The sequence below is a fragment of the Hymenobacter edaphi genome, from assembly GCF_003258365.1.
Taxonomy (GTDB): Bacteria; Bacteroidota; Bacteroidia; order Cytophagales; family Hymenobacteraceae; genus Solirubrum; species Solirubrum edaphi.
Genome location: NZ_QHKM01000010.1, coordinates 83,409 through 100,455, shown reverse-complemented (window position 1 = coordinate 100,455; position 17,047 = coordinate 83,409). Strand labels below are relative to the sequence as shown.

The following is a 17,047-nucleotide window of genomic DNA, read 5'->3' as shown; positions in this document are numbered from 1 at the left end:
AAGTCGCTATACCAATTTCGGTGCGGCCCGCCCGAAGAATTTTGATACGGCGCAAAAACGCCCGCCCGCCAACCGGGTGGGCGTTTTCGTTTCGGGGGTGTATCCATTCGGCCCGAAGCTGCGTTAGGGGAGAAATTTCGGTGTCGAAGTAAATGGTATATTTATTGTCGACTTCCGAAAAACCAGCCGTCTGAGCTGGTTTAAAGTTGTATTTTCTGACTAACAACTTTCCCCCGCCGATGAAAACGAACGTCCCATTCCTGACTTCTGCCCTGGCCCTGGGCGCCCTGCTTACCCTGGCCGGCTGCGGCAAGGACAACGATAAATCCGGCGCCGCCAAGCTGCGCATCAGCCTCACCGACGCCCCCGGCGACTTCCGCGCCGTTCGCCTCGACGTGCAGCGCATCGAGCTGCACCTGAAGCCGGAAAACGACCCCAGCGGCTGGGAAGTGCTGCCCTTCACGCCCCAAACCATCAACGTGCTGGAGTACGTGAACGGCCGCTCGGCCCTGCTCGTCGATACCGACTTCAACCCCGGCACGCCGCAGGAAATCCGGCTGGTGCTCGGCCCGAACAACTTCGTGGTGGGGCGCGACGGCAACACCTACGCGCTGAAAACGCCCAGCGGGCAAACCTCCGGCGTGAAGCTCAAGCTGCAGAACGTGACCCTGACCGCGGGCCAGACCTACCAGCTGCTGCTCGACTTCGACGTGGCCAAGTCCATCGTGGAGCGCGGCAACGGGAACGGCAACGGCAACCAAAACGAGCGGTACCTGCTCAAGCCCGTCATCCGGGTGGTGGCGCAGGATCTGAACGGGGCCATCCGCGGCACCGTGTCGCCTGCGGCCGCCGCGCCGCAGGTGCTGGCCATCCGCAGCAGCATCACCGTGCCCGATACCTTCAGCACCATGGCCGACGCCAGCGGCGCCTACCAGCTCTGGAGCCTGCCGGCCGGCACTTACACCGTGAAATACTTCCCGACGACCTCGGCCCCGAGCGGGCAGAACGCCTACCAGAACGCCACCAAGGGCGGCGTGACGGTAACCAACAACGCCGTGACGACCATCGACAACGTGAGCCTGCAGCCGTAAGCTGAGCGACACAGGAAAGCAGCGGCACCACCGGCCGTCATTGCGCGCGAACCGCAGGTCGACGTCGTCAAGCGAGGAACGCTTTCCGCTAGTAGCAGATACGGTACAACTGGCAGAAACCAACAACAGCACCGCCCGAAACCGGAGTTACTGGTTTCGGGCGGTGCTGTTGTTAAGGCTGGCCCGTGGGTCAGGACCGATTGGCTACGCCTTCCGGTGGTTGCCGCGCTTGACGACGTCGACCTGTGGTTCGCGCGCAATGACGGCCGGTGGTGCCGCTGCCTACTCCCAGAACGGGCGGATAATCTGCATCATCTCGTCGTGGACGTGGCCGTTGCTGGCAATGATTTCACGGTTGAAAATCGGGTCCCCGTCTTCCAGGAACTGCGTGACGCGGCCGCCGGCCTCGCGCACCAGCAGAATGCCGGCCGCCACGTCGTAGGAGTTGATGTTGAACTCGAAAAAGGCCTCGAAGCGGCCCGCGGCCACCCAGGCCAGGTCGATGGCGGCCGAGCCCACGCGGCGTACGCCGTTGGTTTCGCGCATAAACTCTTTGAGCATGCCCAGGTAGGGGTCGATGCGGTTGAAGTTGCTGTACGGGAAGCCGGTGGATACCAAGGACTTGCTGAGCGTGGGCGCGTCCGATACGCGGATGGGCCGCTCGTTGGCAAAGGCCCCGCCGCCGCGCACGGCCCGGAACGTTTCGTCCTGATTCACCTCGTACACCACCCCGACGACCAGCTCCGCGCCCTGCATCAGCGCGATGCTGACGGAGTAGACGGGCAGGCCGTGGATGAAGTTGGTGGTGCCGTCGAGCGGGTCGATAATCCAGGTGAACTGCTCGGCGCGGTTGGCCGGGCCGGCGGTGCCCTCCTCGGTGATGAAGCCGGCCTCGGGCAGCAGCGCGCGCAGCCCGGCCACCACAATGCGCTCCGACTCCTGGTCGACGTACGACACCATGTCGTGCAGGCCCTTGTTTTCGACGCGGCCGCGGTCGAAGCTGGCCGCTTCCTGGCGGATAAACTGGCCGGCCTGGCGGGCTACTTCGGCTACCTGGTGGCTGAGCTGGGTGAGTTGCTGGAGGTCCATATCAGAGTTGTTCGGGGTGAAAATCCACCCATTCGTTGTTGACAAGCGTTTCGAGCCGACCGTGCTGCGGGTTGCCGTCCGGGCTTCCTTTGGGGCGCACCGGCGCAATGCAGGTTTCGTAACAGTGCGGCAGCGGATCGGGAATGGGCTGCCAGTCGGCCGGCCCCACGCCGTAGTTGTGTTCTGCCGCTCCCTGGGCGTCTTCTGCTGTTTCGTACCACTCATCCCAGCGGCAGCCCGCATCCACCAGCGTGTCGAACCCGAACAGGTACGCGCCGACACCATCGTGGTAAATCATCAGCCGGACGATGTTGATCGTGGGCCGGGGCACGCGGGCTATCTGGCGCATGGCGGTTGGGGCGTGGCAGGGGGCTTGACTAGGTCGACCAGCGGTTCGGTGTGCGGACGAGGGATGCCCGGCGAAAAATCATTTCACGAAGCGCCGCAGCAGCGCCCAGCCCAGCAGCAGCCCGGCCAGCACCTGCGCGGCCGGGCCCAGCAGCTCGCCGTAGCGCACGTAGAAGGTCAGCTCGTCGTTGAGGTGCACCACGTAGCGGCTGGCGGCCTGGGTCCACCAGCCGGTTTGCTGCACGATGTCGCCGCGCTGGTTCACGAAGGCCGACACGCCGGTATTGGCGGCGCGGGCAATGTCGCGGCGCGTCTCGATGGCGCGCAGGCGGCCGTAGAGCAGGTGCTGCTTGTAGCCAGGCGAGTCGGACCACCAGCCGTCGTTGGTGATGATGCCGATGAGCGTGGCGCCGCGGCGCACGTACTCGCTCACGTAGTCGGAGTAGATGGATTCGTAGCAGATAACCGGGGCCACGCGCAGGCTGCTGTCGGTGGCGGGCGACTGGGCCCGGAATACGGTGCGCGTATCCTGGCTGCCGTAGGACCCCACCACGCCGCCGAGGTTGATGGTGCCCAGGGCCGAGTTCAGCCAGCCCGGCACCTTCTCCACGCCCGGCACCAGCTTCGACTTGTGGTAGACCTGCGTGGGGCCGGTGGCGCCGTCCACGTGCAGGGCCGCGTTGTAGACGTCGTAAAAGCCCACGTCGTCGCGGTAGCGGGCCGTTTCGGAGGCTTGCTCCTTGCTCGGGTACGTGCCGATGGACGTCATGCCCGATACCAGCCGCAGGCCCGGGTGAGCCGACAGCAACTGCCGGATGCGCAGCAGGTCCGGGTGGGCCGCCAGCTGATTTTCCCAGTGGTAGGTTTCCAGCGAGGTTTCGGGCCAGAGCACCAGCCGCGTTTGGGGCGTCACGGTTTGCTCCGTCAGCCGGATCATCCGCTCGCGCTGGGCTTCGGGCGAGAGGTAGCGCGCCCCGCCCTCAAACTTCTCCTCGAACGGGTCTACGTTGGGCTGCACCACCACCACCTCGGCCGCCGGCCCCCGCTCCTGCCAGCGGCTGCCGATGCCGAACGACACCAGCAGCGGCAGCGCTACGGCCAGCGCCGGCAACAGCCAGCGCCGGGCGGGCCGGACCGCGGGCCGCGCCACCACGAAAGCGTGCTGCGCGGGCAGCTCCACCCGCTCGGCCGCCCCGAAAGCAGCCCGGAAGATGGCCAGATTCGCCAGCAATACCCACACGGAGCCGCCGAGCTGGCCCGTGTACTCGTACCACTGCACCCAGCCCGGCACGGCCGCGAAGCCGTTGCCCAGCGTCAGCCAGGGCCAGGAAAGGTCCCAGGTGAGGTGCAGCTGCTCGAAGGCCAGCCAGTACACCCCGAACGAGAGGTAGCCCACTGCCCGGCCCGCCAGGCGGCGCGTGTGCCAGAAGGCCAGCAGCGGCAGGCTTTGCAGGGCGGCGTTGAGCACGTTGGCCGCAATGCCGCCGCCCACGGTGCTGTAGGCCACCCAGTAGGTGGTCAGCACGTTCCAGAGCAGCAGGTAGAGGTAGGCCCAGCGCCACCAGCGGCCGCCGCTGGCCCCCTGGGCGCGCAGCACCTGGGCCAGCCGCAGCAGCGGCACCAGCCCAACGAGTAGCAGCAGCGGCGCGGGGGCCGGGTGCACCGGCCAGCCTACCCACAGCAGCACGGGCCCCAGCAGCGTCAGCAGCCAGGGCTTATTCGCGAAGTCCTTGAACGACAATGACAATTTCTCCTTTAATGGTGGTGCGGCCCCCAAACTCCTGCGCCAATGCGCCCAGCGAGTCGGTTACCGTTTCTTCAAATAGCTTGGTCAGCTCCCGGCTCACCGAGGCCGGCCGCTCCGGCCCGAAGGCCTCGGCAAACTGCTCCAGCGTCTTCACGATGCGGTGCGGCGACTCGTAGAAAATCATGGTGCGCACTTCCGCGGCCAGCTCGCGCAGGCGCGTCTGCCGGCCCTTCTTCACCGGCAAGAAGCCCTCGAAGGTAAACCGCTCGGCCCCGAAGCCCGACTTGAGCAGCGCCGGCACGAAGGCCGTGGCGCCCGGCAGGCACTCCACTTTCAGCCCCCGGGCCAGGCACTCGCGCACCAGCAAAAAGCCCGGGTCGGAAATGCCGGGCGTGCCCGCATCCGACACCAGGGCCATCCGCTCGCCCTTTTCCAGCCGGTCCAGCACCCGTTGCACCGTCTGGTGCTCGTTGTGCAGGTGGTAGCTGAGCATGGGCTTCTTCAGGTTCAGGTGCTGCAGCAGCCGGCCGCTGGTGCGCGTGTCTTCGGCCAGCACCACGTCCACCTCGCCCAGGATGCGGATGGCGCGCAGGGTGATGTCCTCCAGGTTGCCGATGGGCGTGGGCACGATGTAGAGGGCGGCGGGCTCGGGAGTGACAGTCGACATAGTGCAAAGCTAACCCACAGATTACGCCGATGCCGCGGCGGCCCGTCGATTCTCGCGGCGGCCGGACGCTGAGCCAGGTGTATTGCACGCCTACGGACGAAACTATAGCTTTATCCGCTTTTACGCCGGGACCACCGGCCCGTCGGTTTTCGCCTCCTATTCATTCAACCTGTTCCATTACCCGTGACCTACCTCGTGCGCAAGCAACTCTGGTCTTTATTGCTGCTACTGCTGACGGCCCGCCTGGGCTGGGCGCAGGCGCCAGCCTGGCAGCAGGCCGTCGACCTGGGCCAGACCGGCAGCACCGACTTCTCTGAAATACGCGCTTCGGCTACCGATGCGGCCGGCAACGTGTTCATCGCCGGCTCGTTTGCGGGCGACCTGCACCTGGGCGGCATCACCCTCAGCGGCACTGGCACCAACCTGTTCGTGGCAAAATGGAACCCCGCCGCGGGCTTCGTGTGGGCGCAGGCCACCAACAGCACCATTGCCAGCGCCCGCGTGGACGTGCGCGGCCTAGCGGTGCAGGGCGGCAATGTGTTCGTGACGGGGTTTAAGTTCAGCTACCCGACGACCTTCGGTTCCATCACCGTCACCGGGCAGGGCATCAGCTGCGGGTTTGTGGCCAAGCTGGCTGACGCCGGCCCCACCGGCAGCTTTACCTGGGTGCATGCCCTGAGCGGCGCCGACGTGCTGCCACTGGCCGTGGCCGTACAGAGCAGCGGCGTGTACGTGACGGGTAATTTCAACGGCACGCTGACCGTGGGCGCGGCTACCTTGGTAAACCAGCGCCCCAGCGGCAGCGAAATGTTTGTGGCCAAGCTTAATGACGCGGGCAGCACCGTCGCCGAAGCGTGGGGGCAGCGGGGCGGTGGGGCGGTCCAGTCCCTGGCCGTCAGCGGGGCCAACGTGTACGTGGCGGGTACGTTTAGCTCGGCTCCTACCGATTTCGGGACCACCACGCTTACTAACAGCAGCTCGGGCTTTGCCTCCGACGTATTCGTGGCCAAGCTCAGCGACGCGGGCAGCACCGGCAGCTACGCGTGGGCCCAGGCCATCGGCGGGGGCGGCTACGAGTACGTGCGCGCTCTGGCCGCTCGTGGCACCGAGGTGTACCTGGCCGGCTCGTTTGGCAGCCCCACCACCACCTTCGGCGGCCTGACGCTGACCAATGCCCAGGGCGGCACCGGCACAACGCCTGCTCCAGTCGATGCCTACGTGGCCAAGCTGCGCGACGCGGGCAGCAGCGCCAGCTTCGTGTGGGCCCTGCGCGCCGGCGGCAGCGACGCGGAGGAAGTCCGCGCGCTGACCCTGAACGGGACGAGCGTGCTGGTTGCCGGCTACCAGCTCAGCTCTACCGCCGCTTACGGCAGCTCCGTTCTGACCAGCGGCGGTACGGGCGGACTGTTCGTAGCCAGCATAACCGACGCGGGCAGCTCGGCCCAGTTTGCCTGGGCCCAGGGCGCGGCCGCCAATGCCAACTTCCCGGCCGAATGCATTGCCGTACATAGCCCGCGAGTGTACGTGAGCGGCAACTTCCGCGGCACGGCCACCTTTGGCAGCCAGGTACTCACGACGGCTGCACCCTATCAGACCGGCTACCTGGCCGTACTGAATGACCCTACGCTGCTGCCCGCAGCGGCACCGGCCACCCCAGTGGCTTTAGCGGCATTCCCTAACCCGGCCCACGACATGCTGACGGTGCAGCTGCCGGCTCCGGCCGCCGCCCGCACTTCCCTCACCCTGCTCGATGCCCTGGGCCGGCCGGTACGTCATTACGCTGTGACGAGCGGCAGCACCCGGCTGCCCCTCGACCTGACGGGGCTGGCACCCGGGCTCTACGCCCTGCGGCTGACGGCCGCCGGCCGCCCGCTCATCAGCCGCCTGGTGGTGGAATAAGCCCGCGCAGCGGCTACGTCACCACCTGCCCGCCGTACTCCGCCGCCAGCTTGTCGATGGACTCGGCCAGCTTATGGTCGCGCTTGGTCACGGTGTTGCCCGCGTCGTGGGTGCGCAGCCGGAATTCCACCGTGTTGTACTCGTTGGCCCACCAGGGGTGGTGGTCCTGGTACTCGGCTTCCTCGGCCACGTCGGTCATGAAGCTGAAGGCCGCCTGAAAGTCCTTGAAGCGGAAGGTGCGGCGCAGCGCGTTGTCGGTTTCGGTCCACATAAGCAGGAAAGGCAAAGAATTAGGTTACGGCTGCCGGTGCAGACGGGCCCGCACTTCCATCAGGGCGAAGCCCAGCAGGTTCAGCCCGCGCCAGGCGGCCGGGTTCGGGGCCCGCGCATCGTGCTGGGCCAGCCCGATGCCCCAGATGGCGTCGACGGGGCTGGCTTCCACCAGCACCCGCGGGCCCGAGGCCAGCAGAAAGTCGCGCAGGGCCGGGTGCTGGCCGAACTTGGCCTCGTTGCCGCGCACCACGATGCCGAAGCGCGCCGCTTCCCACTGCTCCGCGTCGAAGCCCCGCACCAGCCTGCCGAACTTCTTGGCTTGGTCGGGGTGCGCGGCCTCGATGATGGCCTGCCGGTTCACTTCGTCGCCGAACAGGCGGGCTTTTTCGGCCATCATCCAGTGCTCAGTCGTGGGGTAGCGCGTGCCCTCGATGGTGAAGGGCGCCGGGTACCACTGGCTCAGGCACTCTTTGCCCACGCCGGCGGCGCCGGGCGCGGGCGTGTGGCCCCAGAAAAACAGGTACTTAACGGCGTGGCCCGCGGCCAGGTGCTGCAGCAGCTCGTCCAGGCTGCGGGTCGAAGCGGCGAGGTATTCGTGGTCCATGAGGGGCGGCGGCGGGCTAACGGAAGCCGGTTCGGCTGCCAACATACGCAGCGGGCGGCATTCGGCAACCCAAACGCGCCGGGCGCAGTACACCTTTCCAGAACCCGTTACTCCCTCCCAATCCACAGCCAACGCCCATGTCCATCGACCCGAAAAACCGCCCGGTGCGGGAAATACCCAACGATACCACCGACGAAGAGCTGCAGGCCGGCCACATCATCCCCGGCGCCGATCCGCCCAAAAACGAGGCCGCCCGCGGGGGCTTCGGCAACCGCGACGGGAAGCAGGGCTTCGGCACCGACTCCTCCGACGGCATTTCGGCCGTGTCGGTGAATGAAGACGCCGACAAGCCCGGCCACCCCGCCGACAACATGCGCGGCGACGACGAAGGCCGCCCCGTGGTACCCAACGAGGACATGCCTACGCCCGACGTGCTCGACCCGCGCCGCCTGCCTGACGCCCTCAGCGAAACGGACGGCGACTCGCGCCGCGCCCGCAATGCCGGCGAAGACCTCACCGATGCCGACGACCTCGACGCCGTGGACCGCCTCGATGACTTCGGCGACGATGAGGACGACGATATCGACGCCTCCGACTCGGACGGGGTGCGGGGCGGCCGTAGCGCCTCCACCGGCGGCGCCATCGACTACAACTCCAAGGCCTCCGACGCCCGCCCCGATACCAACGCCGACCTGACCGACCCCGATGCCCAGGAATCGGGCATTGCCAAGGGCTTCTAGGCCCGCGGCCCGCGGTGCCTCCGGGCGCCGTGCCTTTCCCCAACCAAAACACCACTAGCCATGTCACACAGCAATAGCAAGGGCAACGAGCCCTCGAAGCAGCAGCCCGGCGGCCCCACCGCCACCGAGCAACCCAAAGCCGCCGGCTTGCCCGTCAACCAGCGCGACGACCAGACCGAGGACCGCCTTGAGCAGGACGCCCAGGACGCGCCCCAGCGCCACCCGAACCGCAACCTGGAGAAGCCGGAAATTGACAAGCCCGGCTACGGCGGCGGCCACTAAGCCCCGCCCGATACTTAGCAAAAGCACCGCCCACCCGGCGGTGCTTTTTTGTTGGCGCCGAGCAACCACCCACAGCCCATGCCGCGTAGGCTCCTACCTCCTACCTCCTACCTCCTACCTCCTACCTCCTACCTCCTACCTCCTACCTCCTACCTCCTACCTCCTACCTCCTACCTCCTACCTCCTACCTCCTACCTCCTACCTCCCGAAGCTCATGCGCTACGCCACCACCGACCTGCACGGCTGCCTGCACTCGTTTCGCCACCTCGTCGAGGAGCGGCTGCAGCTCACCCGCGCCGATACGCTCTACGTGCTCGGCGACTTCGTCAACAAGGGCCCCGACTCGCGCGGCGTGCTCGATTACCTGATGCAGCTGCAGGCCGACGGCTACCACGTGCCCTGCGTGCTCGGCAACCACGACCTGGAGCTGCTCGAAGCCGCCCGCGGCCGGCGCCCCCTGGCCAGCTGGGCCTCGCCCGCCGACCAGAATATGACCCTGGGCAGCTTCGGCGTGACGCATACTCAGGACATTCCGGAGCCCTACCTGCGCTGGATCGAAGCCCTGCCCCTGTCGCTGGAGCTGCCCGATTTCGTGCTCGTCCACGCCGGCTTCAATTTTCGCCTGCCGCCCGACGAGATGCGCCACGACCAGCATTCCATGCTCAACATCAAGAATTTCGTCTTTGATGCCTCGCGGCTGCAGGGCAAACGCCTGTTGCACGGCCACCACCCCAAACCCGTGGCTCACTTGCGTGAGCAGGTAGCAAAGCGTAGCGGCGCCATCGACCTGGACACCGGCTGCGTGTACCGCCACAACCCCGAGCTGTGCCACCTGGCGGCCCTCCACCTCGATACCTGGGAGCTGACGCTGCAGCCCAACATCGAGCCGGCATACCCCATTGCGCGCCGGGGCTGATGCGGCGCGGCAAGCCCCCGGACGGGCTGCGGAAGCACTGAGTTTGATTTGATGAAGATGTTGGTGCAATTGGGGTGGTGTTTGATATTGTAATAGTTATATAGTTTCGCTAGAAGCAGCTTGGCCTTGCTTCCCAGCATCAGTAAATTTTGCCCCGAGGCGCACACGGTTGCTGAAAATGGAAACGGGGCTTGTAAAGGGCGTATTGAGCCCGGTTTTTTAGCTGCGAAGTGGGACGGTAAATCAATAATGTTAAAAAATATTATTCCCAATATAGGATTCGTAGAACCGCCCTTTATATTTGGTTAGTGACATTAGCTGTCATATGGTTATGGCAGTGACATAATGTTACTTTTCCGGTGTCTGCCTATGGTAGCTTAACTACTTTCCCCTCCGCTTTCTGGTGATTCCCGCTCCGGGCTGCGTGCTTACCACGCTCAGCCCGGCCGCTTCCGACGCGCTTTCAACCGTCGGCCGCTACCCCTTTGCCCTGACTGAACCTAGCCTCCTGCCCTTCTGAGCCATGAAACAAACGTTACCCTCTCCTGATAATTCCGGCCGCGCCGCTGGCGTCACCCGCCACCAGGCCTCGCTGGCCATGTGGCTGCTGCTGCTCTCGGCCCTGGTGCTGCTGCTGGTGCAGCGGGCCCAGGCCCAGGCCCCGGTGGTATACCGCGTCGGTACCGGCGGCACTTATGCCACCCTCACCCAAGCCCTGGCCGCGGTGCCCGCCACGCTCCCGGCCCCCTACGAGCTGCGGCTGACCAGCGGCAGCACCTTCGACGAAAACGTGCTGATTGCCCGCGTGGGCAGTGCCGTCAATACGCTCACCATCAAGCCCGAGGCCGGCGCTACCAGCGTGGTCATCAACGGCACGGTAACTTTCGGGGGCGGCACGCGCTACGTGACGCTGAGCGGGCACAACGGCAGCAGCTCCCGCCAGCTGACGGTGCAGCAGCCCGGCACGGCCCAGCCCGCCGTGGCCCTCACCGCCGACGCCCGCAACATCACCATCCGCGACGCCCGCCTGCTCGGCAACAACGCCTCGCTCGCGGGCGGGGTGGTCGAACTCGATGGGGGCAGCAGCCTCGGCAACGACGACAATACGCTGGTAAGCAACTACCTGGGCCAGGCCGGCAGCGGCCTGCTGCCGGCCAACCTGGTATACGCGGCCGCCGGCAGCGGCAGCGCGGCCAACGACCGGGTGGCCCTGCTCAGCAACGAGCTGGCCAACTACGCCCAGTGCGGCGTGAAAGTGAGCAGCGGCAACGGCGACGGGTGGATTATTCGCGACAACAGCTTCTACTACTCACTGCCCACGGCGCCCACTACGGCTCAGACGGCCATCAGCTTCCTGGCCGGCGCGGGCTCTGATAACAACGCCGTGAGCGGCAACTACATCGGCGGCACCGGACCGCAGGCGGGCGGGGCCGTGTGGGTGAATGCCGGCGCGCAGGACTTCAAGGGCGTGGTGGTGAGCTGCGGCGCGGGCACCGGCTCGGCGGCCAACGTGGTGGAAAACAACGTGGTGCGCAACATCAGCCTCTCGCAGCCCGGCACCCAGGCCTTCCAGGCCCTGCTGCTGACCGGCGGCCGCAGCGAGCTGACGGCCAACGCCGTAGCGGCCGTGACCAACAACGGCACCGACGGGGTGAATTCGTTGGTGTCGCAGGCCCAGACGGTGCTGAATAGCTTCACGGTGGCGCCCGGGCAGGTGATGAGCATTCAGAGCGGGCAGACGGTGGTGACGGGCAACCTCACCATTCAGGGCACGCTCAACCACACCGGCGGCGACATCATCGTCAACGGCGACTTCACCAACTCCGGCGCCTTTGCCCAGACGCTGGGCAATCTGGAAGTGAAAGGCGACCTGAACAACACCGGCGTATTCAGCTGCACCACCGGCGGCGTGCTGCTGACGGGCGCGGGCCCGCAGCTCGTGGGCGGCGGGCTGTACTACAACCTGGAAGTGCGCGGCGCGGGCGTGAAAACCCTCAGCGACGACCTGATCCTGGCCAACAACCTGGTGATGAACGGCGGCATACTCGACACGGGCCCCAACAAAATCCGCCTCAACGCCGACGCCCTGCTCACCGAAACGGCCGCCAGCTACGTGCTGGGCCGGGTGGAAGCCCGCCGCACGCCCCGCAGCGGCCAGGCCGAAATCTTCGGCAACGTGGGCCTGACGCTGACGCCCGCCGCCGGCTCCCTGCTGCCGGGCCTGACCACCGTGGTGCGTACCACCGGCCCGGCCGCCACCATCAACGGCACGCCTGCCCTCAAGCGCTACTTCGACATCACGGCGGGCATCAGCACCGGGCTGGACGTGGACATGCGCTTCGATTACCGCAGCAACGAGCTGAACGGGCTGACGGCCAGTGACCTGCGCTTCTTTAAATCGACGAACGGCGGCAGTACCTGGGAGTACAAGGGCATCAGCAGCAGCGGCCCGGGCTTTGCCCAGCTCAGCGGTGTCGACGGCTTTTCGCGCTGGACGCTGGGCGAGCAGAACGTGGTGCTGCCGGTGGGCCTGACGGCTTTTCGCGCCCAGCGCCAGCAGCAGGCCGCCGTGCTGACGTGGAGCACCGCCGTCGAGGAAAACAGCCGGGGCTTCGCCGTGGAAGTGTCCACCGACGGGCACCATTTCCGGCAGCTGGCTTTTGTGGCCAGCCCCACGCCCCACGCCACCGTGGCCCGCGACTACCGCTACGTCGACACCGAAACCAGCAAGCAGGGCCTGCGCTACTACCGCCTGCGCCAGCAGGACCGCGACGGGCGCGAAACTTACTATGGCCCGCGCACCGTCAGCTTCGACAACCGCCCGACGCTGGCCGCCTTCCCCACCGCGTTTGACCAAACTTTCGACGTGGAACTGCTGGCGCCCGGCTCGGGCAACGCCGTGCTCACCCTGACCGACGCCCTGGGCCGCGTGGTGTGGACGCAGCAGCAGGAGGTAATGGCCGGTCCGGCCCGCCTGCGCGTGGCCCCGCAGTGCCCCGCCGGCAACTACCTGCTCACCGCCTCCGTCGACGGGCAGCGCTACCAGCAGCGCGTGGTGCGGAAATAGAGTTGTCAGTTGTCGGTTACGAGTTGTCAGAACAGACCAACAACTGACAACTCGTAACCGACAACTATAATCTTGGTTGGTTGAAGGGAAACCCGTCCGGGGCATCTGCCGCTCCAGACGGGTTTATTGTTTTAGGAGGGCGCCGGCTGCAGCTGTGGCGGCGTGCCTGGCCACCGCGGAAGAAGAGCAAAGCAGCACCGAGGACCAGCCAGCGGGTATGGACCACCGGTTAAGCGCTGCGGAAGCTTCCCAAGGCGGCGCGGAACAGTAGTCAGAGGCTGCGTAAGGCCCCTAAAAGGCTGGGGAAGCCTTCTTAAACGCTACGCAGCAGCACTTAAAGGCTGCGAGCCATAGGGATGAGCCCTAAGACGACACAGAAGGCTGCTTAGGCCGCGCGCAAGCCCCGTAAAGCCGCGCGACGGTGTTGTTGGGGCCGTAGCGGGGCATCAGCGCAGGGCACCGCTGCGCAGGGCACCGCGGGCTTTGTCCCGATACGGATTGCCGGGGCTCTGGGCGGCTTGCTCCAGGGCGGCGCGGGCCTGCGGCAGCTTTTGCTGCTGCCAGCAGCTGAGGCCCAGGTAGTACTGTGCCCGGCCGGTCAGGGCCGAGCCGGGCAGGCGGCTCACGCGCCGGAAGTAGCTTTCGGCCTGGTCGGGCTGCTCCTGGCGCAGCAGCAGCAGCCCGTTGTAGTACAGGAAGGTGTCCTGGCCGAGGGCCGTGGCGGGCAGGCGGCGCAGCATGTGCAGGGCGGCGGGGTAGCTGCCCTGGCGGTAAAGCTGCATGCTTTGGGCCAGCAGGGGGCGGCCATCGGTTTGGGCGGCCGACAGTCCGGGGTCGGGCGCGTCGTAGGCTTGCCAGGCACGGGCGTTGTTGTCGCGGTGGGGCCAGAAGAGCACCCCGGCCGCAATCAACAGGGCCAGCACGCCCGCCCCGACCAGGCCCAGGCGCAGGCGCTGGCGCTGCTGGCGCTGGCGGATGCGCTGCTGGGCGGCCGTGCGCTGGGCCACGCGCCGGTCCAGGGAGTCGAGGCGCAGGCGCAGGTTTTCGCGGCCGGCCGCCCAGCGCAGGTCGGCGGTATACTGCTCATAGGCCAGGCAGGCCTGCCGCAGCTCCCCATCGACGAGCAGCTGGGCATCGAACTCGTCCTGCCCGGCGGGGTCGAGCACGCCGTCGGAGCTGCGCTCCACGGCGGGCAGGTGGGCCAGCAGCTCGGCGGTGCCGCCCGCGCCGGCGCGGTTCAGGGCTTCGAACAGCTTGCGCAGCGCTTCCGATTTCTGGCGGCGGGCCACGCCGGCGTTGGCGTAGCCGAGCTTGCCGGCCAGCGTCTCGAAGTTGGAGCCGCGGAAGTAGAACTGATGGAGCACCAGCTGGCTGTCGGGCGGTAGCTGCAGCAAGGTGCGCAGCACCAGTTGCCGCCGCTCGGCCTCGGCGGTGGGCAGCGGGGCCTCGGCGGGCAGGGCGGTGTTGGTGGCTCGGGCCGTGAGCACCTGCCGCGCGGCGCCGTAGAGGTGGGCGCGCAGGTCGGGGGGCCAGCTGGTGAGGCGCCCGTCGTTGACCTCGTCGTAGAACGTGAGCAGCCGCTCGCGCAGCACGGCGTGGGCTTGGTCGGCCGGGGTGCCGAACTGCCGCCGCGCCCAGCGGGCAAAAACGTCGCGCTGCTGCCCGTAGAAGTCGGTCAGGGGCGTGAGGGTGCCGGTGCGCAGGCGGGCCAGGTTGGCCGAGAGAGGGGTGCTCACGGGAGGCGAAGGAAGGTCAAGGTAGGAGGAACGAGATGCCCGAAACGGGGGCACGCGGCGGCGGGTCCGGCGTCATAACGGCTGAGGTAGGCTTTCGGTTAGCCAATAAGATACGACAGGGCGGGCAGCGGCCCGAATATCCGCGCTTTTTGATGGGCAATGGGCGGACGGGTCCGGCAATTGCTGCTGGCGGCGGCTTCGTTCCTCATCGGCGGCTGCCTACCTTTGGCGCATGGAAACCACGACCCGTACCCTCGCCCCCGATACCGTTGTGTTTGACCTGATCCGCCAGGAGAAGGAACGGCAAACCCACGGCCTGGAACTCATTGCTTCGGAAAACTTTGTCTCGGAGCAGGTGATGCAGGCGCAGGGCTCCATCCTGACCAACAAGTACGCCGAGGGCCTGCCCGGCAAGCGCTACTACGGCGGCTGCGAAATCGTCGACCAGATCGAGCAGCTGGCCATCGACCGGGTGAAGGAGCTGTTCGGGGTGGAGTGGGCCAACGTGCAGCCGCACTCCGGCGCGCAGGCCAACGCGGCCGTGATGCTGGGCATCATCAAGCCCGGCGACAAGATTCTGGGCTTCGACCTGAGCCACGGCGGCCACCTCACGCACGGCTCGCCGGTGAACTTCTCCGGCAAGCTCTACCAGCCCTCGTTCTACGGCGTGGAACGCGAAACCGGCCTGATCGACTGGCAGAAGGTAAAGGAAACCGCCCGTCGCGAGCAGCCCAAGCTCATCATCTGCGGCGCCTCGGCCTACTCCCGCGACTGGGACTACCAGGCCCTGCGCGAAGCCGCCGACGAGGTGGGCGCCCTGCTGCTGGCCGATATTTCGCACCCGGCCGGCCTCATTGCCAAGGGCCTGCTCAACAACCCGTTTGAGCACTGCCACATCGTGACGACGACCACCCACAAAACCCTGCGCGGCCCCCGCGGCGGCCTGATCATGCTGGGCAAGGACTTCGAGAATCCGCTGGGCCTGAAGACGCCGAAGGGCGAAATCCGCCTGATGTCGTCGGTGCTCGACGGGGCGGTGTTCCCCGGCACCCAGGGCGGCCCCTTGGAGCACGTCATCGGCGCCAAGGCCGTGGCTTTCGGCGAGGCGCTGACGGATTCGTACGCCGACTACACCCGCCAGATCATCAAGAACGCCCAGGCGCTGGCCAAGGGCTTCGTGGACCGCGGCTACCAGATCATTTCGGGCGGCACCGACAACCATCTGATGCTCATCGACCTCCGCTCGAAGGGCCTGACCGGCAAGCTGGCCGAAAACACGCTCATCAAGGCCGACATCACCATCAACAAGAACATGGTGCCCTTCGACGACAAGTCGCCGTTCGTCACCTCGGGCATGCGCATCGGCTCGGCCGCCGTGACGACCCGCGGCCTGAAGGAAGCCGACATGGACACCGTGGTGGACCTGATCGACCAGACCCTGATGAACCACGAAAACGACGCGCGCATCGCGGAAGTCCGCCGCCAGGTCAACGCCCTGATGAGCGAGCGGCCGCTCTTTACAGTTTAAGCGGGTAGGAGGGTATGAGTTTATGAGTTGAAGCGGGCGGGGGCCATCTGTTCCCCGAACCACTGCGTATCTACTCCGCCGAGAGCCGGACGCCGCAACTCACGACTTGGTATCCTCGGCAACTCCTACCCTCTTACCCTCCTTAACTCATAAACTCCCTTGGAGTCTCCTACCCAAAAATTTCAGCAGAACCGCGCCGCGGCCGAAGGGGCTGAAATGTCCTTTATCGACCACCTGGAGGCGCTGCGCTGGCACATCATCCGGGCCGCCATTGCGGTGCTGGTGTTTGCCACCGCCGCCTTTCTGGCCAAGGACTTCCTGTTTCACGACCTGATTCTGGGCCCCTCGCGGCCCGATTTCTGGACCTACCAGATGTTCTGCCGCGTCGGGAAGCTGATTAGCGCGCCCGACCTGTGCATGACGGACGTGGGCTTCGTGATTCAGAACCGCGAGATGAGCGGGCAGCTGGCCATGCACCTGAGCACTTCGTTTACGGTGGGGCTGGTGCTGGGCTTTCCGTACCTGTTCTGGGAGCTGTGGCGCTTTATCAGCCCGGGGCTGTACCCGCACGAGCGGGCCAACTCCCGCGGGGCGGTGTTCTTCGTGTCCATCCTGTTCGTGTGCGGGCTGCTGTTCGGCTACTACGTGGCCTCGCCGCTGAGCATCAACTTTTTGGCCGGCTACGTGGTCGACCCGACCATCGAAAACCAGATTGACCTGCAGAGCTACCTTTCCACGCTGACCACGATGACCCTGTCGTGCGCCTTCGTGTTCGAGCTGCCCATGATTGTGTTCTTCCTGGCCAAGGCCGGGCTGATTACCCACGAAATCATGCGCATGTACCGCAAGCACGCCATTGTGGTCATCCTCATCATCGCGGCCATCATCACCCCGCCCGACGTGTCGTCGCAGCTTATCGTGACGTTGCCCATCCTGGCCCTCTACGAGCTGAGCATCCACATTGCCCGCGTGGTGCGCCGCAAGGACGTGAGCCGGCTGAATCAGCAACTGGCCGATAATCAGGGCGTGGCCTGACGATTAATGTGAAAATGTGGTTGAA

The 17,047-nt window shown here is 66.3% G+C and carries 15 protein-coding genes; 8 read left to right on the top strand and 7 right to left on the bottom strand.

Annotated elements, in window-relative coordinates; genetic code table 11:
• The first annotated feature begins 239 nt into the window (after window positions 1-239).
• A complete protein-coding gene (locus DLM85_RS21810; RefSeq protein ID WP_111480302.1) occupies window positions 240-1,091 on the top strand; it encodes a DUF4382 domain-containing protein in 852 nt (283 codons plus the stop codon).
• 282 nt (window positions 1,092-1,373) lie between these two features.
• Here the strand turns inward: DLM85_RS21810 and DLM85_RS21805 are convergent, their stop codons facing one another.
• From DLM85_RS21805 to rsmI, 4 genes are all read right to left on the bottom strand, one after another.
• On the bottom strand, window positions 1,374-2,180 hold the full coding sequence (locus tag DLM85_RS21805) for an inositol monophosphatase family protein (protein ID WP_111480301.1): 807 nt from the start codon (window positions 2,178-2,180) through the stop codon (window positions 1,374-1,376).
• Between the two features lies 1 nt (window position 2,181).
• A complete protein-coding gene (locus DLM85_RS21800; protein ID WP_111480300.1) occupies window positions 2,182-2,529 on the bottom strand; it encodes a hypothetical protein in 348 nt (115 codons plus the stop codon).
• A 78-nt stretch (window positions 2,530-2,607) separates the two neighbouring features.
• Window positions 2,608-4,275, bottom strand: coding sequence for an apolipoprotein N-acyltransferase (gene lnt / locus DLM85_RS21795; RefSeq protein ID WP_111480299.1), 1,668 nt, complete (start codon window positions 4,273-4,275; stop codon window positions 2,608-2,610).
• A complete protein-coding gene (gene rsmI, locus DLM85_RS21790) occupies window positions 4,244-4,942 on the bottom strand; it encodes a 16S rRNA (cytidine(1402)-2'-O)-methyltransferase (RefSeq protein ID WP_111480298.1) in 699 nt (232 codons plus the stop codon). The genes lnt and rsmI overlap by 32 nt, the downstream gene beginning before the upstream one ends.
• Window positions 4,943-5,125: 183 nt before the next feature.
• Between rsmI and DLM85_RS21785 the strand changes: the two genes are divergently transcribed.
• Window positions 5,126-6,841, top strand: a complete 1,716-nt coding sequence (locus DLM85_RS21785; RefSeq protein ID WP_111480297.1) for a T9SS type A sorting domain-containing protein — start codon at window positions 5,126-5,128, stop codon at window positions 6,839-6,841.
• A gap of 13 nt (window positions 6,842-6,854) precedes the next feature.
• On the opposite strand, the gene DLM85_RS21780 is transcribed toward DLM85_RS21785, so the two are convergent.
• Together DLM85_RS21780 and DLM85_RS21775 are read right to left on the bottom strand one after the other, a co-directional pair.
• Complete coding sequence (locus DLM85_RS21780; protein WP_111480296.1) at window positions 6,855-7,112, bottom strand: 4a-hydroxytetrahydrobiopterin dehydratase; 258 nt, start codon at window positions 7,110-7,112, stop codon at window positions 6,855-6,857.
• A gap of 24 nt (window positions 7,113-7,136) precedes the next feature.
• A complete protein-coding gene (locus DLM85_RS21775) occupies window positions 7,137-7,718 on the bottom strand; it encodes an NADAR family protein (RefSeq protein WP_207891079.1) in 582 nt (193 codons plus the stop codon).
• A 137-nt stretch (window positions 7,719-7,855) separates the two neighbouring features.
• On the opposite strand from DLM85_RS21775, the gene DLM85_RS21770 reads away from it, so the two are divergent.
• From DLM85_RS21770 to DLM85_RS21755, 4 genes are all read left to right on the top strand, one after another.
• Window positions 7,856-8,458: a hypothetical protein gene (locus tag DLM85_RS21770; RefSeq protein WP_111480294.1), complete on the top strand. Its 603-nt coding sequence runs from the start codon at window positions 7,856-7,858 to the stop codon at window positions 8,456-8,458.
• Window positions 8,459-8,518: 60 nt separating this feature from the next.
• Window positions 8,519-8,740 (top strand): hypothetical protein, encoded by a 222-nt coding sequence (locus tag DLM85_RS21765; RefSeq protein ID WP_111480293.1) that lies wholly within the window; start codon window positions 8,519-8,521, stop codon window positions 8,738-8,740.
• Between the two features lie 214 nt (window positions 8,741-8,954).
• Complete coding sequence (locus DLM85_RS21760; RefSeq protein WP_111480292.1) at window positions 8,955-9,656, top strand: metallophosphoesterase; 702 nt, start codon at window positions 8,955-8,957, stop codon at window positions 9,654-9,656.
• A gap of 523 nt (window positions 9,657-10,179) precedes the next feature.
• Window positions 10,180-12,723, top strand: coding sequence for an autotransporter outer membrane beta-barrel domain-containing protein (locus tag DLM85_RS21755; RefSeq protein ID WP_111480291.1), 2,544 nt, complete (start codon window positions 10,180-10,182; stop codon window positions 12,721-12,723).
• A 446-nt stretch (window positions 12,724-13,169) separates the two neighbouring features.
• Here the strand turns inward: DLM85_RS21755 and DLM85_RS21750 are convergent, their stop codons facing one another.
• Window positions 13,170-14,459, bottom strand: a complete 1,290-nt coding sequence (locus DLM85_RS21750) for a tetratricopeptide repeat protein (protein WP_111480290.1) — start codon at window positions 14,457-14,459, stop codon at window positions 13,170-13,172.
• A 232-nt stretch (window positions 14,460-14,691) separates the two neighbouring features.
• On the opposite strand from DLM85_RS21750, the gene DLM85_RS21745 reads away from it, so the two are divergent.
• Window positions 14,692-15,987, top strand: a complete 1,296-nt coding sequence (locus DLM85_RS21745; RefSeq protein WP_111480289.1) for a serine hydroxymethyltransferase — start codon at window positions 14,692-14,694, stop codon at window positions 15,985-15,987.
• 159 nt (window positions 15,988-16,146) lie between these two features.
• Window positions 16,147-17,022 carry a twin-arginine translocase subunit TatC gene (gene tatC / locus DLM85_RS21740; protein WP_341537786.1) on the top strand — a complete coding sequence of 292 codons (876 nt, stop codon included), beginning with the start codon at window positions 16,147-16,149 and terminating at the stop codon, window positions 17,020-17,022.
• The last annotated feature ends 25 nt before the right edge of the window (window positions 17,023-17,047 follow it).